The organism is Enterobacter sp. LU1, assembly GCF_008271405.2.
Classification (GTDB): Bacteria; Pseudomonadota; Gammaproteobacteria; order Enterobacterales; family Enterobacteriaceae; genus Enterobacter; species Enterobacter hormaechei_C.
On record NZ_CP043438.2, the window covers coordinates 4,207,451 to 4,224,834 of the forward strand.

Annotated in this window: 16 protein-coding genes; 6 read left to right on the forward strand and 10 right to left on the reverse strand. The window is 56.2% G+C overall.

Annotated features, from left to right (window positions below; genetic code table 11):
• Nucleotides 1–18 precede the first annotated feature (18 nt).
• From dam to pilM, 9 genes are all read right to left on the reverse strand, one after another.
• A complete protein-coding gene (gene dam, locus FZF21_RS20225) occupies nucleotides 19–831 on the reverse strand; it encodes an adenine-specific DNA-methyltransferase (RefSeq protein ID WP_003861633.1) in 813 nt (270 codons plus the stop codon).
• A gap of 67 nt (nucleotides 832–898) precedes the next feature.
• Complete coding sequence (gene damX, locus FZF21_RS20230) at nucleotides 899–2,188, reverse strand: cell division protein DamX (RefSeq protein ID WP_047736924.1); 1,290 nt, start codon at nucleotides 2,186–2,188, stop codon at nucleotides 899–901.
• Between the two features lie 92 nt (nucleotides 2,189–2,280).
• Nucleotides 2,281–3,369, reverse strand: a complete 1,089-nt coding sequence (gene aroB, locus FZF21_RS20235) for a 3-dehydroquinate synthase (protein ID WP_047736921.1) — start codon at nucleotides 3,367–3,369, stop codon at nucleotides 2,281–2,283.
• 57 nt (nucleotides 3,370–3,426) lie between these two features.
• A complete protein-coding gene (gene aroK, locus FZF21_RS20240; protein ID WP_003861630.1) occupies nucleotides 3,427–3,948 on the reverse strand; it encodes a shikimate kinase AroK in 522 nt (173 codons plus the stop codon).
• A 286-nt stretch (nucleotides 3,949–4,234) separates the two neighbouring features.
• Entirely contained in the window at nucleotides 4,235–5,473 is a 1,239-nt protein-coding gene (gene hofQ, locus FZF21_RS20245; protein ID WP_023295533.1) for a DNA uptake porin HofQ, read from the reverse strand.
• The gene (locus FZF21_RS20250; protein ID WP_149121162.1) at nucleotides 5,385–5,789 is read right to left on the reverse strand and encodes a HofP DNA utilization family protein; all 405 of its coding nucleotides are present in this window, start codon (nucleotides 5,787–5,789) and stop codon (nucleotides 5,385–5,387) included. Before FZF21_RS20250 ends, hofQ begins: the two co-directional genes overlap by 89 nt.
• Nucleotides 5,779–6,231, reverse strand: a complete 453-nt coding sequence (locus FZF21_RS20255) for a hypothetical protein (protein WP_023295534.1) — start codon at nucleotides 6,229–6,231, stop codon at nucleotides 5,779–5,781. The genes FZF21_RS20250 and FZF21_RS20255 overlap by 11 nt, the downstream gene beginning before the upstream one ends.
• 3 nt (nucleotides 6,232–6,234) lie before the next feature.
• Nucleotides 6,235–6,726 carry a PilN domain-containing protein gene (locus FZF21_RS20260; RefSeq protein WP_045348069.1) on the reverse strand — a complete coding sequence of 164 codons (492 nt, stop codon included), beginning with the start codon at nucleotides 6,724–6,726 and terminating at the stop codon, nucleotides 6,235–6,237.
• Entirely contained in the window at nucleotides 6,726–7,499 is a 774-nt protein-coding gene (gene pilM / locus FZF21_RS20265) for a pilus assembly protein PilM (protein ID WP_017384153.1), read from the reverse strand. The genes FZF21_RS20260 and pilM overlap by 1 nt, the downstream gene beginning before the upstream one ends.
• A gap of 120 nt (nucleotides 7,500–7,619) precedes the next feature.
• Between pilM and mrcA the strand changes: the two genes are divergently transcribed.
• Complete coding sequence (mrcA, locus tag FZF21_RS20270; RefSeq protein WP_017693864.1) at nucleotides 7,620–10,172, forward strand: peptidoglycan glycosyltransferase/peptidoglycan DD-transpeptidase MrcA; 2,553 nt, start codon at nucleotides 7,620–7,622, stop codon at nucleotides 10,170–10,172.
• Between the two features lie 94 nt (nucleotides 10,173–10,266).
• Here mrcA and nudE read toward each other — a convergent pair whose 3' ends face one another.
• Complete coding sequence (gene nudE, locus FZF21_RS20275) at nucleotides 10,267–10,827, reverse strand: ADP compounds hydrolase NudE (RefSeq protein ID WP_003861622.1); 561 nt, start codon at nucleotides 10,825–10,827, stop codon at nucleotides 10,267–10,269.
• Nucleotides 10,828–11,154: 327 nt separating this feature from the next.
• On the opposite strand from nudE, the gene FZF21_RS20280 reads away from it, so the two are divergent.
• From FZF21_RS20280 to pckA, 5 genes are all read left to right on the forward strand, one after another.
• The gene (locus tag FZF21_RS20280; RefSeq protein ID WP_017384151.1) at nucleotides 11,155–13,293 is read left to right on the forward strand and encodes an intracellular growth attenuator family protein; all 2,139 of its coding nucleotides are present in this window, start codon (nucleotides 11,155–11,157) and stop codon (nucleotides 13,291–13,293) included.
• 64 nt (nucleotides 13,294–13,357) lie between these two features.
• Complete coding sequence (gene yrfG / locus FZF21_RS20285) at nucleotides 13,358–14,041, forward strand: GMP/IMP nucleotidase (RefSeq protein ID WP_000550486.1); 684 nt, start codon at nucleotides 13,358–13,360, stop codon at nucleotides 14,039–14,041.
• Complete coding sequence (gene hslR, locus FZF21_RS20290; RefSeq protein WP_003861618.1) at nucleotides 14,038–14,439, forward strand: ribosome-associated heat shock protein Hsp15; 402 nt, start codon at nucleotides 14,038–14,040, stop codon at nucleotides 14,437–14,439. Before yrfG ends, hslR begins: the two co-directional genes overlap by 4 nt.
• A 24-nt stretch (nucleotides 14,440–14,463) precedes the next feature.
• The gene (gene hslO / locus FZF21_RS20295) at nucleotides 14,464–15,342 is read left to right on the forward strand and encodes an Hsp33 family molecular chaperone HslO (protein WP_023304550.1); all 879 of its coding nucleotides are present in this window, start codon (nucleotides 14,464–14,466) and stop codon (nucleotides 15,340–15,342) included.
• 385 nt (nucleotides 15,343–15,727) lie between these two features.
• On the forward strand, nucleotides 15,728–17,344 hold the full coding sequence (gene pckA / locus FZF21_RS20300) for a phosphoenolpyruvate carboxykinase (ATP) (RefSeq protein WP_015571439.1): 1,617 nt from the start codon (nucleotides 15,728–15,730) through the stop codon (nucleotides 17,342–17,344).
• Nucleotides 17,345–17,384 lie beyond the last annotated feature (40 nt).

Below are 17,384 nucleotides of genomic sequence, written 5' to 3' on the forward strand. Positions count from 1 at the left end.
TTACCGGCGGGCAAAGGCTCAGGGTCGATAAAGCGCCAGAAGTTCGTCCACCTTTTTACGTGTGCCGCCGTTGCTGCTAATGCTACGCCGCACTTTTACCTGAAAATGCTTCGCGGCTTTGTACCATTCGCGCGTATCAGGCGTGTCGTGATTCGAAATTAACACCGGAATTCTTTTGCTGACCAGCTTTTCCGCCATCTCAGCCAGACGCGCCTGCTCGGCCGGGCTGAAGCTGTTGGTGTGGTAGGCGGTGAAATTTGCCGTGGCAGACAGCGGCGCGTAAGGCGGGTCGCAGTAGACCACCGAGTTTACGCCCGCCAGCTCCATGCACTCTTCATAGGAGAGACAGTAGAACTCGGCATTCTGCGCTTTTTCAGCAAAGTGATACAGCTCGTCCTGCGGGAAATAGGGACGCTTATAGCGGCCAAACGGCACGTTAAACTCGCCACGCAGATTATACCGGCACAGACCGTTGTAGCCATGGCGGTTGAGATAAAGAAACAACAGCGCGCGACGGAACGGATCCTGGCTTTGATTAAACTCAGCGCGGAACTGATAGTAGACATCCGGGTTGTTGTTCTCTGGCGTAAACAGCTTCCGCGCCTCTTCCACATACTCATCGGTACGCAGTTTGACGATGTTATAAAGGCTGATAAGGTCGCTGTTGATATCCGCCAGGATATAACGAGAAAAATCGGTATTCAGGAACACCGATCCAGCACCCACGAAGGGCTCGATAAGACACTCGCCTTTCGGCAGGTGCTTTTTAATATCGTCGAGCAGGGGGTATTTCCCCCCTGCCCATTTCAGAAAAGCGCGATTTTTTTTCATGCTGACTAACTGATTACACCTTCTCCGGCTGTGGAGAAAGCTCCGACAGCATCCTGCGCTTTAAACATTACTTCAGATCTGCCTGCACCTGATGAATCGGCTTCGCCCACGGGTTTTTCGCCTGCACGTCGGCTGGCAGCGTGGAAACGGCACGTTTTGCTTCATCTTTGGAAGCATAAATACCACTCACCAGCACATACCACGGTTGACCGTTACGGGTCGTCTGATAAACCACGTAGTTTTTCAGATTCGATTTCTTCGCCCAGGCGTTGAGGTTGTCATAGTTAGACGAACTGCTCAGCTGAAGGGTGTAGTTGCTGGAAGAGGCCGACTGCAAAGAACCCACGTTGCCCGTCGTTTTACCTGATGCAGCGCCCGTTTTGGCTGCGGGAGCCGCAGGTGTTGTTGCAGAAGGTGTTGTTGCAGCAGGCGCGGTTGTGGTCGCCGTTGCTTTCGGTGCAGTGGTTGCCGCAGGCGTTGGCGCTTTAACCGGCTGAGTCGCCGCAGGTTTTGTCTGCGCTGGCGCTTTTGTCACGGTTTGCGGTTTCGTCTCACGCTTCGGCTCAATCACAGCCTGCTTACGCTCCTGGCGTGGCGCAGTCTGCGTCTGGCGCGGTTTGGTTTCCGTTGTCGCCGTTTGCTGCTGGGCATTGCTGCCATGAACTGGCGCAACGGTGGCTGGTTCAGTTGGCAGCGTGGAGTTCACCACGGCAGCGTTAACCTGCTCCTGATTCTGCGGCTGCATCAGCGCATTGTTCAGATCGCCCTGAACTTCAACACGCTGCTGACCTTCAGGCGTCGCAGGCGCCTGGCCCTGAGTCGGGGTCGCAGAGACAGGCGGCAGAGAGATATCCTGGCCAGCGCTGGTGTTACCTGCGGTCTGCTCTGCGGAAGTGGTGCCCGGCGCAGGCTGAGCGCCATTCGCCTGGTTGCTCGCATCGTTACCAGACAGGTCGATGCTCTTCTCGGCAGACGCCGTCTGCTCGGTAGAATTGGTAGAAGGTGCTTTTAGCGCGGACCCAATGCCGACAATCAGCAAGACCAGCACCAGAACGCCAAGGCCCATCATGATGTACTGACGGGAGGCCGGTTTTGCCGCTACCGCTTTTTTACGTTTGCGCGGACGACGTTCAACAGGCTGTTCATCCATTAACTCTTCTTCGGATTCATACTCCTCGTCTTCTCGCTCATTTCGCGCGTTACGGCTACGCGAAGGGCGACGATCGTCTGCATCCAGTTCGACATCGTCAAAATTGATCTGCGGCTCGTTATCACGTTCTGAAGATTGACGAGAACGACCAGTACGACGATCGCTGGGATCGGGTTTCAGCTCGTCTTCTGGTTTGAATTCATCCATTTAACACCCCACTCAAAGGCTTCTGCCAACGACTCTGCATTTACCTGAAGCTAAAACGACCACCTGTTACAGCGGTCTGACCTTTCTAGTTGTTACGCCTGCTGACAATCAGCAATAGCGCCAAGTACGACTTCGTGCGGCACTCCGCCGCGCACTTCACTTTTCCCTATTGCAAGCGGGAGTACCAGACGCATCTCACCTGCCAATACTTTTTTATCGCGCATCATGTGGGGAAGGTACGCCTGCGCAGACATTTCCTGCGGACCACTCACCGGCAAGCCAGCACGTTGAAGCAACGCGATGATACGTGCTGTCTCTTCCGGCCTGAACTGCCCCAGACGTTCAGAGGCTCGCGCCGCCATAACCATTCCGGCAGCGACAGCTTCACCGTGAAGCCAGTTACCGTAGCCCATTTCGGCTTCGATCGCATGACCAAACGTATGCCCCAGATTCAGTAAAGCACGTAAGCCGGTTTCACGCTCATCTGCGGCAACGACTTCTGCTTTCAGCTCACAACAACGGCGAATACAGTAGGCCATTGCCTGCCCGTCGAGGCGCAGCAGCGCATCCATATTCTCTTCCAGCCAGGTGAAGAACTCCCCGTCAAGAATAATGCCGTATTTGATCACTTCTGCAAGGCCGGACGCCAGTTCGCGCGCTGGCAAGGTTTTCAGACAGTCGAGATCCACCACCACCGAGGCAGGCTGGTAGAACGCGCCAATCATGTTTTTGCCGAGCGGATGGTTAACCGCCGTTTTACCGCCCACAGAAGAATCGACCTGTGAGAGCAACGTGGTTGGAATTTGAATAAAGCGCACGCCGCGCTGATAGCTGGCGGCTGCAAAACCGGTCAGATCGCCCACAACGCCGCCGCCCAGGGCAAGCAGTGTTGTATCACGACCGTGCGGTTTTTGCAGAAGTGCGGTAAAGACGGTATCCAGTACCGTCAGGCTTTTGTACTGCTCGCCATCGGGCAGAATCACACTGTCGACCTTCACGCCCGCCTGCTCAAGCAGGTGACGTACACGGTCGAGATAAAGCGGAGCCAGCGTCTCGTTGGTGACCAGCATCGCCTGATCACCCGCTTTCAGTGGTAAGAAGGAAGCTGGGTCGTTAAACAAACCAGCCGCGATGGTGATAGGGTAACTACGTTCCCCGAGAGTAACTGTAATCCTCTCCATGACGCGACATCCACCTTAAATGCTTTTACCCGCAGGCGAGTGTATATAAAGCCAGAATCAGTTGCTTTCCAGCATATGAATAATCTGGTTTGCAACCACTTTAGCGCTTTGATCGTCAGTACGAATGGTCACATCAGCAATCTCTTCGTACAGAGGATTGCGTTCATCGGCCAAAGCTTCCAGAACTTCACGTGGCGGTGTTTCAACCTGCAACAACGGGCGCTTTTTATCACGCTGCGTGCGTGCCAGCTGTTTTTCGATGGTCGTCTCAAGATAGACCACTACGCCACGGGCGGAGAGACGGTTGCGGGTTTCGCGAGATTTTACAGAGCCGCCGCCAGTTGCCAGCACAATGCCCTGTTTTTCCGTGAGTTCGTTGATCACTTTTTCTTCTCGGTCACGGAAACCTTCTTCGCCTTCTACGTCGAAGACCCAGCCCACATCCGCTCCGGTTCGTTTCTCAATCTCTTGATCAGAATCGTAAAATTCCATATTGAGTTGTTGAGCTAACTGACGCCCAATAGTGCTTTTGCCGGCACCCATAGGCCCAACCAGAAAGATATTGCGTTTCTCTGCCATTTTTTCGGTACTACTAAGACTATTCGTTAATGGTAATCCCCGCTGCGCAGACACCCGGCGTAGCAGGACATGAACTGAAACCTCATTTGCAATAGAGCGAGAGTCAGACGAAAAATTATCTCAATACTCCGGCTTGTTTGGCAACTGATTAAATCACCGTTCCCGGCGCATAAGGAAATAAGACGTAAGTCCAACTCAAATCGGTACTCCTTGTATGCTAATTCATGCCCCACGTCAAACATCTGCAACAAACTGAATGCAAAATCATTGCGGGGATCGTTACCCATTACTGAATACTGACCAGACGTGGCGTGATAAACACCACTAACTCGCGCCGTTCATTATCTTTTCCGTCATGGCGGAACAGCTGACCCAGCCACGGAATGTTGCCCAGCACGGGCACGCTGTCGCGTCCGGTTTTATTCTTTTGCGAAAAGATCCCGCCCAGCGCGAGCGTTTCCCCACTTTTTACCTCAACCTGCGTTTCGATCTCCTGCTTATCGATCGCCAGCGTTTCGCCGTCTGCCTGTTGCAGCACCTGGCCAGGCATATTTTCACTGATATGCAATTTCAGGCGCACGCGGCCGCCCGGCAGGACCACTGGCGTGACCTCCATGCCTAACACAGCCTCTTTAAATTCAACGGATGTCGCCCCGCTCTCGCCGCTGGAAACCTGATACGGAATTTCGCTGCCCTGCTTGATGCTGGCCGGCTGCATGTGCGACGCCAGCAGCCGCGGGCTGGCGATGATATCCACCTGCTGCTTTTGCTCAAGCGCCGACAACTCAAGATCCAGCATCCTGCCGTTGATGCGCCCGATGTTAAACCCTGCGTGGGTGGTTGCACTGGCCACCGACAGATCCGCCCCCAGCGTCGTGACCTGACCCACCTTACCGGCCTCCGTTGCGTCAGCGAGGTTCCATTTCACCCCCAGTTCACGCAGGCTTTTTTCACTGATGGTCACAATCTGCGCCGCCAGTTCCACCTGCTCGACGGGCAGATCCATCTGCACAGCCCAGCGCTGGAGCATATCCACCACCGTCTGGTTATCCCTGACCAGAAAACGGTTGGTGCGCTTGTCGACGGAGAGACTGCCTTTCGGGCTTAAGAGCTTTTCTGCCGCTTTTTGCAATTCGGCTGCATCCGCATAAGCAAACGGAATGCTGTGAGAGTGCAGCGGGGCGTCGAGCAGACGCTGGGCCCGCTCCTGCTCTTTACGCGTCTGTTGCTCCCGTTGCCAGGCCGCCGTATGCACATAAAAAATGCCGCCCTCTTCCCGCAATACCAGCCCGGCGCTGTTCACTACTGTCTGAAGCGCCTGTCTCCAGGGCACCCGCGTTAAATTCAGCGAAAGCGAACCGCTGACATCCGGCGACACCACCAGATTGCGATCCTCCTGCGCCACCAGCGCCTGTAATATCTGCACCACCGGGACATCATCCACCAGTAGGGTGACTGGTTTTGGCGTCGCGGCCCACAGGGGCTGGCTGAGTGCCGCCAGTAACAGCCCTATCCTTATCTTCACTTTTTTTCGTTCCTTCTCGTTGCCATGTCCATCGCTTCGGCTCGCACATGTCGCCGACATCAACGGTCAGTTGTTGTTTATCTATCGCGCTCACCCGCCAGCCTGTCGGTAACCGCACCTGCGTATTTACCCGGTGCCAGCGTTTCTGCCCGTCCTGCATAAGGCCGATATCCCTGCTGCCGCTGACTACCCCCTGATACCGCCACTGGCTGAGCTGCCCGGCTGCGCAACGCTCTTCCGGTACAGAGAAGGGATCCCGCATCCCGGTAAGGAAAAGTGGAGAAAGCAGGATCAGCAAACGGGCTTTACTGCGCATGACCGATCTCCAGTTGCAGGCTGAGGCGTAACTGTTTGCCCTGTGGGGTGATGGAAAACGCACTCACCCGCGCGTTCTCAAGCGCCAGCCGGGAAAAGAGCGCCGGGACCGCGCCCCAGGAGGCATCCAGCGCCAGCTCTCCCCCACTCTGCTGCGGCTTCCAGTACACCAGCCTTGCGCCCTCACGCTGAAAAGCCAGGGGAGAAAAGAGCCGCGAGGGCATCACTTGCGTAACCACTGCTCTCCGTCCGGCCTCTGGCCACAGCGAGGCGTTGATTCGCTTCGCACTGATGGCCTGCGCCTGAATATCGGCGTAACGCAGAGCAGCGGGCCTGAGCAGCAGTCCCCAAATTGCCCACGCAACAAGCCCCGATGCGATCAACCAGCAAAGGACGCGCCGGGAAGGACGTGCATCAGTCCAGCGTTGATACCAGATACCCACCTGCTACCTCCGGCTATGTAGTTGAAAAGAGAACATCCATCGCCCCTGGCTATCCTGTTGCATTTCGCCTGCCGGTCCGGGGTTAAATCCCGTCACCCTTTTCAGGGCATCGGTCATGGCGGAGAGCGCTGGCAGTGAGGTGGTATAGCCGGTCAGGGTCAGCGAGGGTGGCTGATAACGCAGCGCCGTCAGCCACGCCTGCCGGGGCATTGCGCTGGCAAGGGACTCCAGCGCAGGTTGCCAGGCCGGATCAGACGGCAGCGAAGGGGTTTTCTGCCCCGCTGACTGCGGCTGACGGGCTCTCAATACTTTCTGTACCGCACGTGTCCCGGCCAGTTCGCTCTGCAACGCCTGTAACGCGAGAGTCTGCGTCGCCCGCAGGCTGATACTCCCCGCCAGCATCACCAGCCATGAGCCAGCAAACAGCAGCCCCCAGAAACGCAGGCGCTGATTACGTTGCTGCCGACGCCAGGGTAAAAGATTGGGCATGCTCATTACGGCGCCTCGCTCATGGCCAGCGCCAGGGCGACGGTGTAATCAGCACCGCATTCCGGCAACGGCGGCTGGCACAGCGTCACCGCTTCCCAGGGATCGCGGGCAGCATCAAACACGGCGATATCAGAAGGAGAAAGCGCAAGCAGCGCCGCCAGTTCATTCACCGTCGCCGCTTCTGTGGTGTAGCGCCGCCCCCATTGGTGACGCATCGCCCATAGCCACTGGTGTTGATCTCTCCAGGCGACGCACCGGGCGGGGGCAACAGCAGAGAGAAGATTAGCCAGCGCGCCGGCATCCGGGGCGATTGCTGCCAGACGCAAACGCAGCGCGTTCGCCAGCGTCAACAGGGTATCGACCTCTCTGTTTTGCGCTGCGGTAACCTGAAAAGTGTTGCTGAACGTATCCTGCGCGTAGTCAAAGCAGAGCGTATCGGCGGGCATCTCCAGCTCACGCGCTAATGCGGCGCCTACCCAGGTGAGCTGTTCGCTGTCACGCAAGGTAACGGATGGACGGGGCAACGCGCGTTGCAGAACGCGCGTCGCCGGAAATGAGAGAAATACCCGATGCGAGTGCGGCAATGTTTTCCGCCAGCCACGTAATGCGTTAACCAGCTGTTCTGGCTTAAGTATTTTGCCTTCCCCGATAACGCCGTCCGACAGCGGTACCGCCCACCAGCGCCGTAAACGCCAACCGGCCCGCTCTCTGGTCAGCGCTACCGCAACCACCTTATCCTGTTGAATATGAACGCCTGTTTGCCACGTTTTAAAAGCCATGCTTCACGATCTCCTTATCGCCCGTCGGAGTGACGGCTATATCAATGAATCAGGCTTGCCTTTATACTACCGCGCGATTGTTTAGAAACTGCCCAGGCTAAACCAAATGGGAAATCTCCGGTGAAGTTCGTAAAGTATTTATTGATCCTTGCAGTCTGTTGCATTCTGCTGGGAGCAGGCTCGATTATTGGTTTGTACAAATATGTCGAGCCGCAACTCCCTGATGTCGCCACGCTTCGTGATGTGCGGCTTCAGATCCCTATGCAGGTCTATAGCGCCGATGGTGAACTGATGGCGCAATACGGCGAGAAACGTCGTATCCCTCTGACCTTAAATCAAATTCCACCCGTGATGGTGAAGGCTTTTATCGCCACCGAGGACAGCCGTTTTTACGAGCACCACGGTGTCGATCCGGTCGGTATTTTCCGTGCGGCAAGCGTGGCGCTGTTCTCCGGTCATGCCTCTCAGGGGGCAAGTACCATTACCCAGCAGCTGGCGCGTAACTTCTTCCTCAGCCCGGAAAAGACGCTGATGCGTAAGATCAAAGAGGTGTTCCTCGCGATCCGCATTGAGCAACTGCTGAGCAAAGACGAGATCCTTGAGCTTTACCTCAACAAGATCTATCTGGGCTACCGCGCCTATGGCGTAGGGGCTGCGGCTCAGGTCTATTTTGGTAAGCCGATCGATCAGCTCACGCTGAGCGAAATGGCGACCATTGCCGGCCTGCCAAAAGCGCCATCCACGTTTAACCCGCTCTACTCGCTGGACCGCGCCACCGCGCGCCGTAACGTGGTGCTGTCGCGTATGTTGAGCGAAGGCTATATCAGCCAGTCTGAGTACGATAAGGCGCGCAGCGACGTTATTGACGCCAATTACCATGCGCCGGAAATCGCCTTCTCTGCACCGTATCTTACTGAAATGGTTCGCCAGGAGATGGTGAGTCGCTACGGTGATAAAGCGTATGAAGATGGTTATCGCGTCTATACCACCGTGACCCGCAAGGTGCAGCAGGCTGCCCAGCAGGCGGTGCGTAATAACGTGATGGATTACGATATGCGTCACGGCTATCGCGGCCCGTCCAACGTGCTGTGGAAAGTGGGTGAAGGCGCATGGGACAGTAAAAAAATCACGGATTCCCTGAAAGCGCTGCCGACCTATGGCCCGCTGCGTCCGGCGGTCGTCACCCAGGCCGATCCACAGGAAGCAGTGGCGATGATGGCCGATGGCACATCCGTTTCGCTGCGCATGGAGGGTGTCCGCTGGGCGCGTCCATACCGTTCTGACACCCTTCAGGGGCCTACGCCACGTAAAGTGACCGATGTCGTACAAACCGGACAACAAATCTGGGTGCGTCAGGTCGGCGATGCCTGGTGGCTGGCGCAGGTGCCGGACGTAAACTCTGCGCTGGTTTCCATCAATCCGCAGAACGGCGCCGTGATGGCGCTGGTTGGCGGGTTCGATTTCAACCAGAGCAAATTTAACCGCGCGACCCAGGCGCTGCGTCAGGTTGGTTCGAACATCAAACCGTTCCTGTATACCGCGGCGATGGATAAGGGGCTGACTCTCGCCAGCATTCTCAACGACGTGCCAATTTCCCGCTGGGATGCCGGTGCGGGCTCTGACTGGCAGCCGAAGAACTCTCCGGCGCAATACGCTGGCCCTATCCGCCTGCGCCAGGGCCTTGGCCAGTCGAAGAACGTGGTCATGGTTCGCGCGATGCGTGCGATGGGCGTGGATTATGCGGCAGAGTATCTGCAACGCTTTGGCTTCCCGGCGCAAAACATCGTTCATACTGAATCTCTGGCGCTCGGCTCCGCGTCCTTTACGCCGCTCCAGGTTGCGCGTGGCTACTCGGTGATGGCGAACGGCGGCTTCCTGGTCGATCCGTATTTCATCAGCAAAATCGAGAACGATCAGGGCGGCGTACTGTTTGAAGCGAAACCGAAAATTGCCTGCCCTGAATGCGATATTCCGGTGATTTACGGCGACACGCCAAAATCCAATGTCCTGGAAAACAAGGATATGGAAGATGTGGCGATCTCTCAGGAACGTCAGAATCTGGCGGTGCCGCAGCCTCAGCTGGAACAGGCCAATCAGGCGCTGGTCGCCCAGAGTGGCGCGCAGGAGTATGCCCCGCACGTGATCAGCACGCCGCTGTCGTTCCTGATTAAGAGCGCACTGAACACCAACATCTTTGGCGAACCGGGCTGGCAAGGCACCGGCTGGCGAGCGGGCCGCGATTTGCAGCGCCACGACATCGGCGGCAAAACCGGGACAACCAACAGTTCAAAAGATGCCTGGTTCTCAGGTTATGGCCCGGGGGTTGTCACCTCCGTCTGGATTGGTTTTGACGATCACCGCCGCGATCTGGGGCGCACCACCGCCTCTGGCGCGATTAAAGATCAGATTTCCGGATACGAAGGCGGCGCGAAGAGTGCGCAACCTGCCTGGGATGCATACATGAAGGCCGTTCTCGAGGGCGTACCAGAGCAGCCGCTAACGCCTCCACCGGGCGTGGTGACGGTGAATATCGACCGCAGTACCGGACAGCTCGCGAATGGCGGTAACAGCCGTGCCGAGTATTTCATCGAGGGCACTCAGCCAACCACGCAGGCAGTGCATGAGGTGGGTACGGAATTGATTGATAACGGCGAAACGCACGAGCTGTTCTGACGCCAACAAAAAAGCCGGGTGGCGACTACGCCTGACCCGGCCTACAACATCAATGCAAAACGGCAACCTTCGGTTGCCGTTTTTAATGGTGGCGCTACAAACGTCCCTGTCCCTTCAGCCACTCCCGCACCAGGAACAGTGCGCTCACGTTGCGCGCCTCGTTAAAGTCAGGATCTTCCAGCAAATCCATCAGATGAGCCAGCGGCCAGCGAACCTGCGGCAGCGGTTCCGGCTCGTCTCCTTCCAGCGATTCAGGATAGAGATCTTCCGCGACAACGATGTTCATTTTGCTGGAGAAATAGGACGGTGCCATGCTCAGCTTTTTCAGGAACGTCAGCTCTTTCGCGCCAAAACCGACCTCTTCTTTCAGCTCCCGGTTTGCCGCTTCAAACACCGTTTCGCCCGGATCGATCAGTCCTTTGGAGAAACCCAGCTCGTAGGATTCTGTGCCCACGGCGTATTCACGAATGAGGATCAGGTGCTCGTCGACGATGGGCACAATCATCACCGCTTCACGCGAGGAGGGGCGCATACGCTCATAAACACGACGCACACCGTTGCTGAACTCCAGATCCACGCTTTCGACATTAAACAGACGCGATTTCGCGACGGTTTCAACATTCAGAATGGTGGGCTTTTGTAAGGGTTTGGTCATCTTGACGGGTCTTTGCTGGGTGAACTGGCTTTATTGTGCGATACGCCGCACGGTTTCGGCAATGTCAATTGCTCTTTATTTACATTTATGCAACGTAACTGTAGGCGATTCTCATTTCAAAACAAATGTCAAGAGGTTGAAATGTTTCCAGGAATTTGCTGATATCGCGCCGGAACAGGCTTTGTTATCATTACCGGTCACTGGGATGCGCGTCAACATGCTCAAGTTAGACTCCATACTTGCCGATAGCCGACCACAGAATCTCATTCATTGTACAAAAGGTGCGACTGACAACACCTGTAAGAAGATAAGTAAGATGGGGAAAGCATGAGCACCATTTTGATTTTTCTCGCTGCTGTGCTGGCCTGCGCGTCGATTGCGGTGTGGGTATTCAGGCGCCGCGTACATCGCCGTTATCGGCTGCCCTTTTTGAACGCGTTTGCCGGGGCAAACACGCGCAAGCTTTCGCCAGAGGAACGCAGCACCGTTGAGCAGTATCTCGACACGCTGAACCGATCCCGGCTTTCGCCTGGCCCTACCGGCGCCAGCGCCGCCCCCGTATCGCTCAACCTGAACGCCCAAAGTGACACCGTTCTGTGCGTAACGCGCTCCATTACCCGCTACGGTATTACAACCGACGATCCCAACAAGTGGCGTTACTATCTCGACTCTGTTGAAGTGCACCTGCCTCCCTTCTGGGAGCAGTATATTAACGACGAAAACAGCGTCGAGCTCATCCATACCGATACGCTGCCGCTGGTTATCTCCCTCAATGGTCATACTCTGAGCGAATATGTTCAGGAAGCGCCACGCTTTGCGCTGGAACGCGCAAGCGGAACGCAGGCCTCTATTCGCGGTGAAGAGACTGAGCAGATCGAACTGCTGAACATCCGCCAGGAGACGCATGAAGAGTACGTCCTGAGCCGCCCGGATGGCATTCGCGAAGCGGTGTTGATTGTCGCCTCGTTCCTGCTCTTTTTCATCTGCCTGCTGACGCCGGACGTGTTTGTTCCGTGGCTCGCGGGTGGCGCAGTACTGCTTCTGGCCGCCGGGCTGTGGGGCATATTTGCTCCGCCGGCAAAAACGTCATTACGCGAAATTCACTGCCTGCGCGGAACCCCAAAACGCTGGGGACTGTTCGGTGAGAACGATCAGGAACATATCAACAATATCTCGCTCGGGATCATCGATCTTATCTATCCGCGCCACTGGCAGCCGTGGATAGCGCAGGACCTTGGCCACAAAACGGATATTGATATCTATCTCGACCGCCACGTTGTACGCCAGGGGCGCTACTTATCCCTGCACGACGAAGTGAAAAACTTCCCGCTTCAGCACTGGCTCCGCAGCGCGGTGATTGCCGGTGGTGCCGCGTTAATCTTCGTCATGCTGCTGCTCTTCGTGCCGCTGGATATGCCGATTAAATTTACCCTGTCGTGGATCAAAGGGGCGCAAACTGTGGAAGCCACCAGCGTACAGCAGCTCGAAGAAGCGGGTGTACGCGTGGGAGATACGTTGCGCCTCAAAGGCACCGGGATGTGTAATATCCACACGCCGGGCGCCTGGAACACGCGCCAGAACTCGCCGTTCGCGCCGTTCGACTGCTCTCAGATCATCTGGAATGACGCCTCTCCGCTGCCGCTGCCGGAATCAGATGTGGTCAACAAGGCCACTGCGCTCACCCAGACGATTAATCGCCAGCTCCATCCAAAACCGGATGATGATTCTCGCGTCAGCCCTGCCCTGCGTTCGGCTATTCAGAAGTCGGGCATGGTACTGCTGGATGACTTTGGCGAAATCGTCCTGAAAACAGAGGATCTCTGTTCCGCCCAGGATGACTGTATCCGGCTCAAGAACGCGCTGGTCAATCTCGGCAACAGCAAAGACTGGGACGCGCTGGTGAAACGGGCCGAAGCGGGACGCCTGGACGGTGTGAACGTGCTTCTGCGTCCGGTCAGCGCCGAGTCGCTGGATAACCTGGTGGCGACCTCTACCGCCCCCTTCGTGATGCGTGAAACCACCCGTGCCGCCCAGGCGCTTAACAGCCCGGCGCCCGGCGGTTTTGTGATTGCCAGCGATGAAGGCAGCGACCTGGTAGATCAACCTTATCCGCAGGTTTCGCTGTATGACTATCCTGCCCAGGAGCAGTGGAGCGAATTCCAGCGTCTGGCGCAGATGCTGATGCAGACGCCATTCAGCGCGGAAGGGATCGTCACCACCCTCTTTACCGACGCCAACGGCACGCGTCATATTGGCCTGCACCGTATGCCGGATAGCGCTGGCCTGTGGCGCTATATAGGGACATCCCTGCTGCTGATTGCAATGCTGGCGTGCATTGTCTGGAACGGTTATCAGGCCGTACGCCGCTATCAGCGTTCCCGCACGCGGCTGGCAGAAATCCAGGCCTACTACGAAAATTGCCTGAACCCGAAACTGATCTCCTCTTCCGAGAGCCTGATCGGATAACGTCCCTGCGCGACAAGTTGTGCTACCCTGTCGCGCACGTTTCTTCTGGCTGGAGTTCCCCCTTATGCATCTTAATATCGACTGGCAGGCGGTCGATACCGTCCTGCTTGATATGGACGGCACGCTGCTTGATCTCGCCTTTGATAACTATTTCTGGCAAAAGCTGGTCCCGGAAACATACGGTGAACAGCAGGGGATCTCCCCGGCGGAAGCGCAGGAATTCATTCGTTCGCAATATAGCGCGGTGCAGCATACGCTAAACTGGTACTGTCTTGACTACTGGAGCGAGCGACTCGGTTTGGATATTTGTGCCATGACCACCGCCCAGGGCGCACGCGCTGTACTGCGCGACGATACGGTCCCGTTCCTGGATGCGCTGAAAGCCTGCGGTAAGCGCCGCATTTTGCTGACGAATGCTCATCCCCATAACCTGGCCGTGAAGCTGGAACATACCGGTCTTGCTTCACACCTTGATTTATTGCTTTCCACCCACACATTTGGTTATCCGAAAGAGGATCAGCGGTTGTGGCATGCCGTGGTGGAAGAGACCGGTTTACAGCCTGAACGCACGCTGTTTATTGACGACAGCGAGCCGATTCTGGATTCTGCGGCCGCTTTTGGCATTCGCTATTGTCTGGGCGTGACTAATCCGGATTCCGGCCTGGCTGAAAAAAGCTATCTGCGACATCCGGGGCTGAACGACTATCGCCGGATGATCCCCTCACTCACCGTGAAGGAGACGCCATGAAAGAAAAACCCTCTGATGGGGTAAGACTGGATAAATGGCTGTGGGCCGCCCGTTTTTACAAAACGCGCGCCCTTGCCCGTGAAATGGTTGATGGCGGAAAGGTGCATTACAACGGTCAGCGCAGCAAACCGAGCAAGCTGGTTGAACTGAATGCCACGCTAACGCTTCGCCAGGGCAACGATGAGAAAACGGTGGTGGTGAAAGCCATTACCGAGCAGCGGCGGCCCGCAACCGAAGCCGTTTTGCTGTATGAAGAGACGGCCGAAAGCATAGAGAAGCGCGAGAAAACCGCGCTGGCGCGCAAGATGAATGCGCTGACCATGCCTCACCCGGACCGGCGACCGGATAAAAAAGAGCGCCGCGATCTGATGAAATTTAAACACGGTGAGAGCGAGTAACCCTCACCTGCACGAGAGATGAAAATGGCCCAACACGACCAATTACACCGCTATCTGTTTGAACAATTCGCCGTGCGCGGCGAGCTGGTCACCGTATCCGAAACCTGGAAACAGATTCTGGAAAACCACAACTACCCGCTGCCGGTGAAAACCCTGTTGGGCGAACTGCTGGTTGCCACCAGCCTGCTGACCGCCACGCTGAAGTTCGCTGGCGATATTACCGTTCAGTTGCAGGGTGATGGCCCGATGTCGCTGGCGGTGATCAACGGCAATAACCAGCAGCAGATGCGCGGCGTGGCGCGCGTTCAGGGCGATATCCCTGAAAATGCGGATCTGAAAACGCTGGTCGGAAATGGCTACCTGGTTATCACGATCTCGCCTGAAGAGGGTGAGCGCTATCAGGGCGTTGTCGGTCTGGAAGGCGACACGCTTGCCGCCTGCCTGGAAGATTACTTCATGCGTTCCGAACAGCTGCCAACCCGCCTGTTCATCCGCACCGGTGAAGTGGATGGTCAGCCTGCTGCCGGTGGTATGCTGCTTCAGGTTCTGCCTGCGCAGGATGCGCAGACCAATGATTTCGAGCATCTGGCAACGTTGACGGAAACCATCAAAGCGGAAGAGTTGTTCACCCTGTCGGCGACCGACGTGCTGTGGCGTCTGTACCACGAAGAAGAAGTGACGGTTTACGATCCGCAGGATGTGGAATTTAAGTGCACCTGCTCTCGCGAGCGTTGTGCTGGCGCCCTGAAAACGCTGCCGGATGAAGAGATCGACAGCATCATGGCGGAAGACGGTGAGATCGATATGCACTGTGATTACTGCGGTACGCACTACGTGTTCAATTCCATGGATATCGCGGAGATCCGCAATAACGCCTCTCCAGCGGACCCGCAGGTTCACTAAACCTCTTTCCCCTCACCCTAACCCTAACCCTCTCCCCAACGGGGAGAGGGAACTTGAACACCCTCACCCCTTTGGGTGAGGGGTAAAAAACGCCACCCAAGCTGAATCGTTTTCCCAATGTAACCCTTACGTAATTTTCTTACATGTATGCGATTACATTCACATTCTTCTGGATAAATTCACCAGAGATTAACCTTTTAAGAACATTTTCCCCATCCAAAAAGCGATTCCTGCGATAATCTGCCCGCCCTGTGACTGGAGTCGCAGCGTTTTCCGTTAGTAAGGGTTTTGACCAGATACGTAAATCTATGAGCCCCGTCGCGGTTAACATCCCCAGAAAAACCCTACAATTTCAGGCAGTACATATTGGCTAAGGAGCAGTGATATGCGTGTTAATGGTTTAACCCCGCAAGATCTCAAGGCTTATGGTATTCACGACGTCCAGGAAGTGGTCTACAACCCCGATTACGATACGCTGTATCAGGAAGAGCTCAATCCGGCACTGGAAGGATACGAGCGCGGTGTGTTGACGAACCTGGGTGCTATCGCCGTCGATACGGGTATTTTTACCGGTCGTTCGCCTAAAGATAAGTATATCGTCCGAGACGACACCACCCGCGATACGCTGTGGTGGGCTGATAAGGGCAAAGGGAAGAACGATAACAAACCGCTCTCCCCGGAAACCTGGCAGCATCTGAAAGGACTTGTCACCCATCAGCTTTCCGGCAAGCGTCTGTTTATTATTGATGCGTTCTGCGGCGCTAACGCCGACACCCGTCTCTCCGTACGGTTCATTACTGAAGTGGCCTGGCAGGCGCATTTCGTGAAGAACATGTTCATTCGTCCGACCGATGAAGAACTGCAAGACTTCACCCCTGACTTTATCGTGATGAACGGCGCGAAATGCACCAACCCGCAGTGGAAAGAGCAGGGTCTGAACTCCGAAAACTTCATCGCCTTCAACCTGACCGAGCGTATCCAGTTGATCGGCGGTACCTGGTACGGCGGCGAAATGAAGAAAGGGATGTTCTCAGTCATGAACTACCTGCTGCCGCTGCGCGGTATCGCCTCCATGCACTGCTCGGCGAACGTCGGGGAAAAAGGCGATGTAGCAGTGTTCTTCGGCCTTTCCGGCACCGGTAAAACAACGCTGTCCACCGATCCAAAACGTCGTCTGATTGGCGACGATGAACACGGCTGGGATGATGACGGCGTGTTTAACTTTGAAGGCGGCTGCTACGCGAAGACCATTCGCCTGTCGGAAGAGGCAGAGCCGGATATCTACCACGCGATTCGCCGCGATGCGCTGCTGGAAAACGTCACCGTGCGTGCCGATGGTTCTATCGACTTCGACGATGCCTCGAAAACGGAAAACACCCGCGTCTCTTACCCGATCTACCACATCGAGAACATCGTCAAGCCGGTATCGAAGGCGGGTCATGCCACGAAGGTGATTTTCCTGACCGCGGATGCGTTCGGCGTGCTGCCACCGGTTTCCCGCCTGACCGCCAGCCAGACGCAGTACCATTTCCTCTCCGGCTTTACCGCTAAACTGGCGGGTACCGAGCGCGGTGTGACCGAGCCAACCCCAACCTTCTCCGCCTGCTTCGGCGCGGCGTTCCTGTCGCTGCACCCAACGCAGTACGCGGAAGTGCTGGTGAAACGCATGCAGGCATCCGGCGCCCAGGCGTACCTGGTGAACACCGGCTGGAACGGTACGGGCAAACGTATCTCCATCAAAGATACACGCGCCATCATCGACGCGATTCTGGATGGTTCGCTGGATAACGCTGAGACCTTTACGCTGCCGATGTTCGATCTGGCGATCCCAACAGCACTGCCGGGCGTGGATACGCGTATCCTGGATCCGCGTAACACCTACGGTTCACCGGAACAGTGGCGTGAGAAGGCTGAATCGCTGGCGAAACTGTTTATCGAAAACTTCGAGAAGTATACCGACACCCCGGCCGGTGCTGCGCTGGTGAGTGCGGGACCAAGGTAAAAGCAAAAAGGCAACGAAAGTTGCCTTTTTTAATGTTTTC

Coding starts and splice junctions, on each gene's coding strand:
- dam (WP_003861633.1), bottom strand. CDS start 831: ATGAAAAAAAATCGCGCTTTTCTGAAATGGGCAGGGGGGAAATACCCC.
- damX (WP_047736924.1), bottom strand. CDS start 2,188: ATGGATGAATTCAAACCAGAAGACGAGCTGAAACCCGATCCCAGCGAT.
- aroB (WP_047736921.1), bottom strand. CDS start 3,369: ATGGAGAGGATTACAGTTACTCTCGGGGAACGTAGTTACCCTATCACC.
- aroK (WP_003861630.1), bottom strand. CDS start 3,948: ATGGCAGAGAAACGCAATATCTTTCTGGTTGGGCCTATGGGTGCCGGC.
- FZF21_RS20250 (WP_149121162.1), bottom strand. CDS start 5,789: ATGCGCAGTAAAGCCCGTTTGCTGATCCTGCTTTCTCCACTTTTCCTT.
- FZF21_RS20260 (WP_045348069.1), bottom strand. CDS start 6,726: ATGAGCATGCCCAATCTTTTACCCTGGCGTCGGCAGCAACGTAATCAG.
- pilM (WP_017384153.1), bottom strand. CDS start 7,499: ATGGCTTTTAAAACGTGGCAAACAGGCGTTCATATTCAACAGGATAAG.
- nudE (WP_003861622.1), bottom strand. CDS start 10,827: ATGACCAAACCCTTACAAAAGCCCACCATTCTGAATGTTGAAACCGTC.
- FZF21_RS20280 (WP_017384151.1), top strand. CDS start 11,155: ATGAGCACCATTTTGATTTTTCTCGCTGCTGTGCTGGCCTGCGCGTCG.
- yrfG (WP_000550486.1), top strand. CDS start 13,358: ATGCATCTTAATATCGACTGGCAGGCGGTCGATACCGTCCTGCTTGAT.
- hslR (WP_003861618.1), top strand. CDS start 14,038: ATGAAAGAAAAACCCTCTGATGGGGTAAGACTGGATAAATGGCTGTGG.
- hslO (WP_023304550.1), top strand. CDS start 14,464: ATGGCCCAACACGACCAATTACACCGCTATCTGTTTGAACAATTCGCC.
- pckA (WP_015571439.1), top strand. CDS start 15,728: ATGCGTGTTAATGGTTTAACCCCGCAAGATCTCAAGGCTTATGGTATT.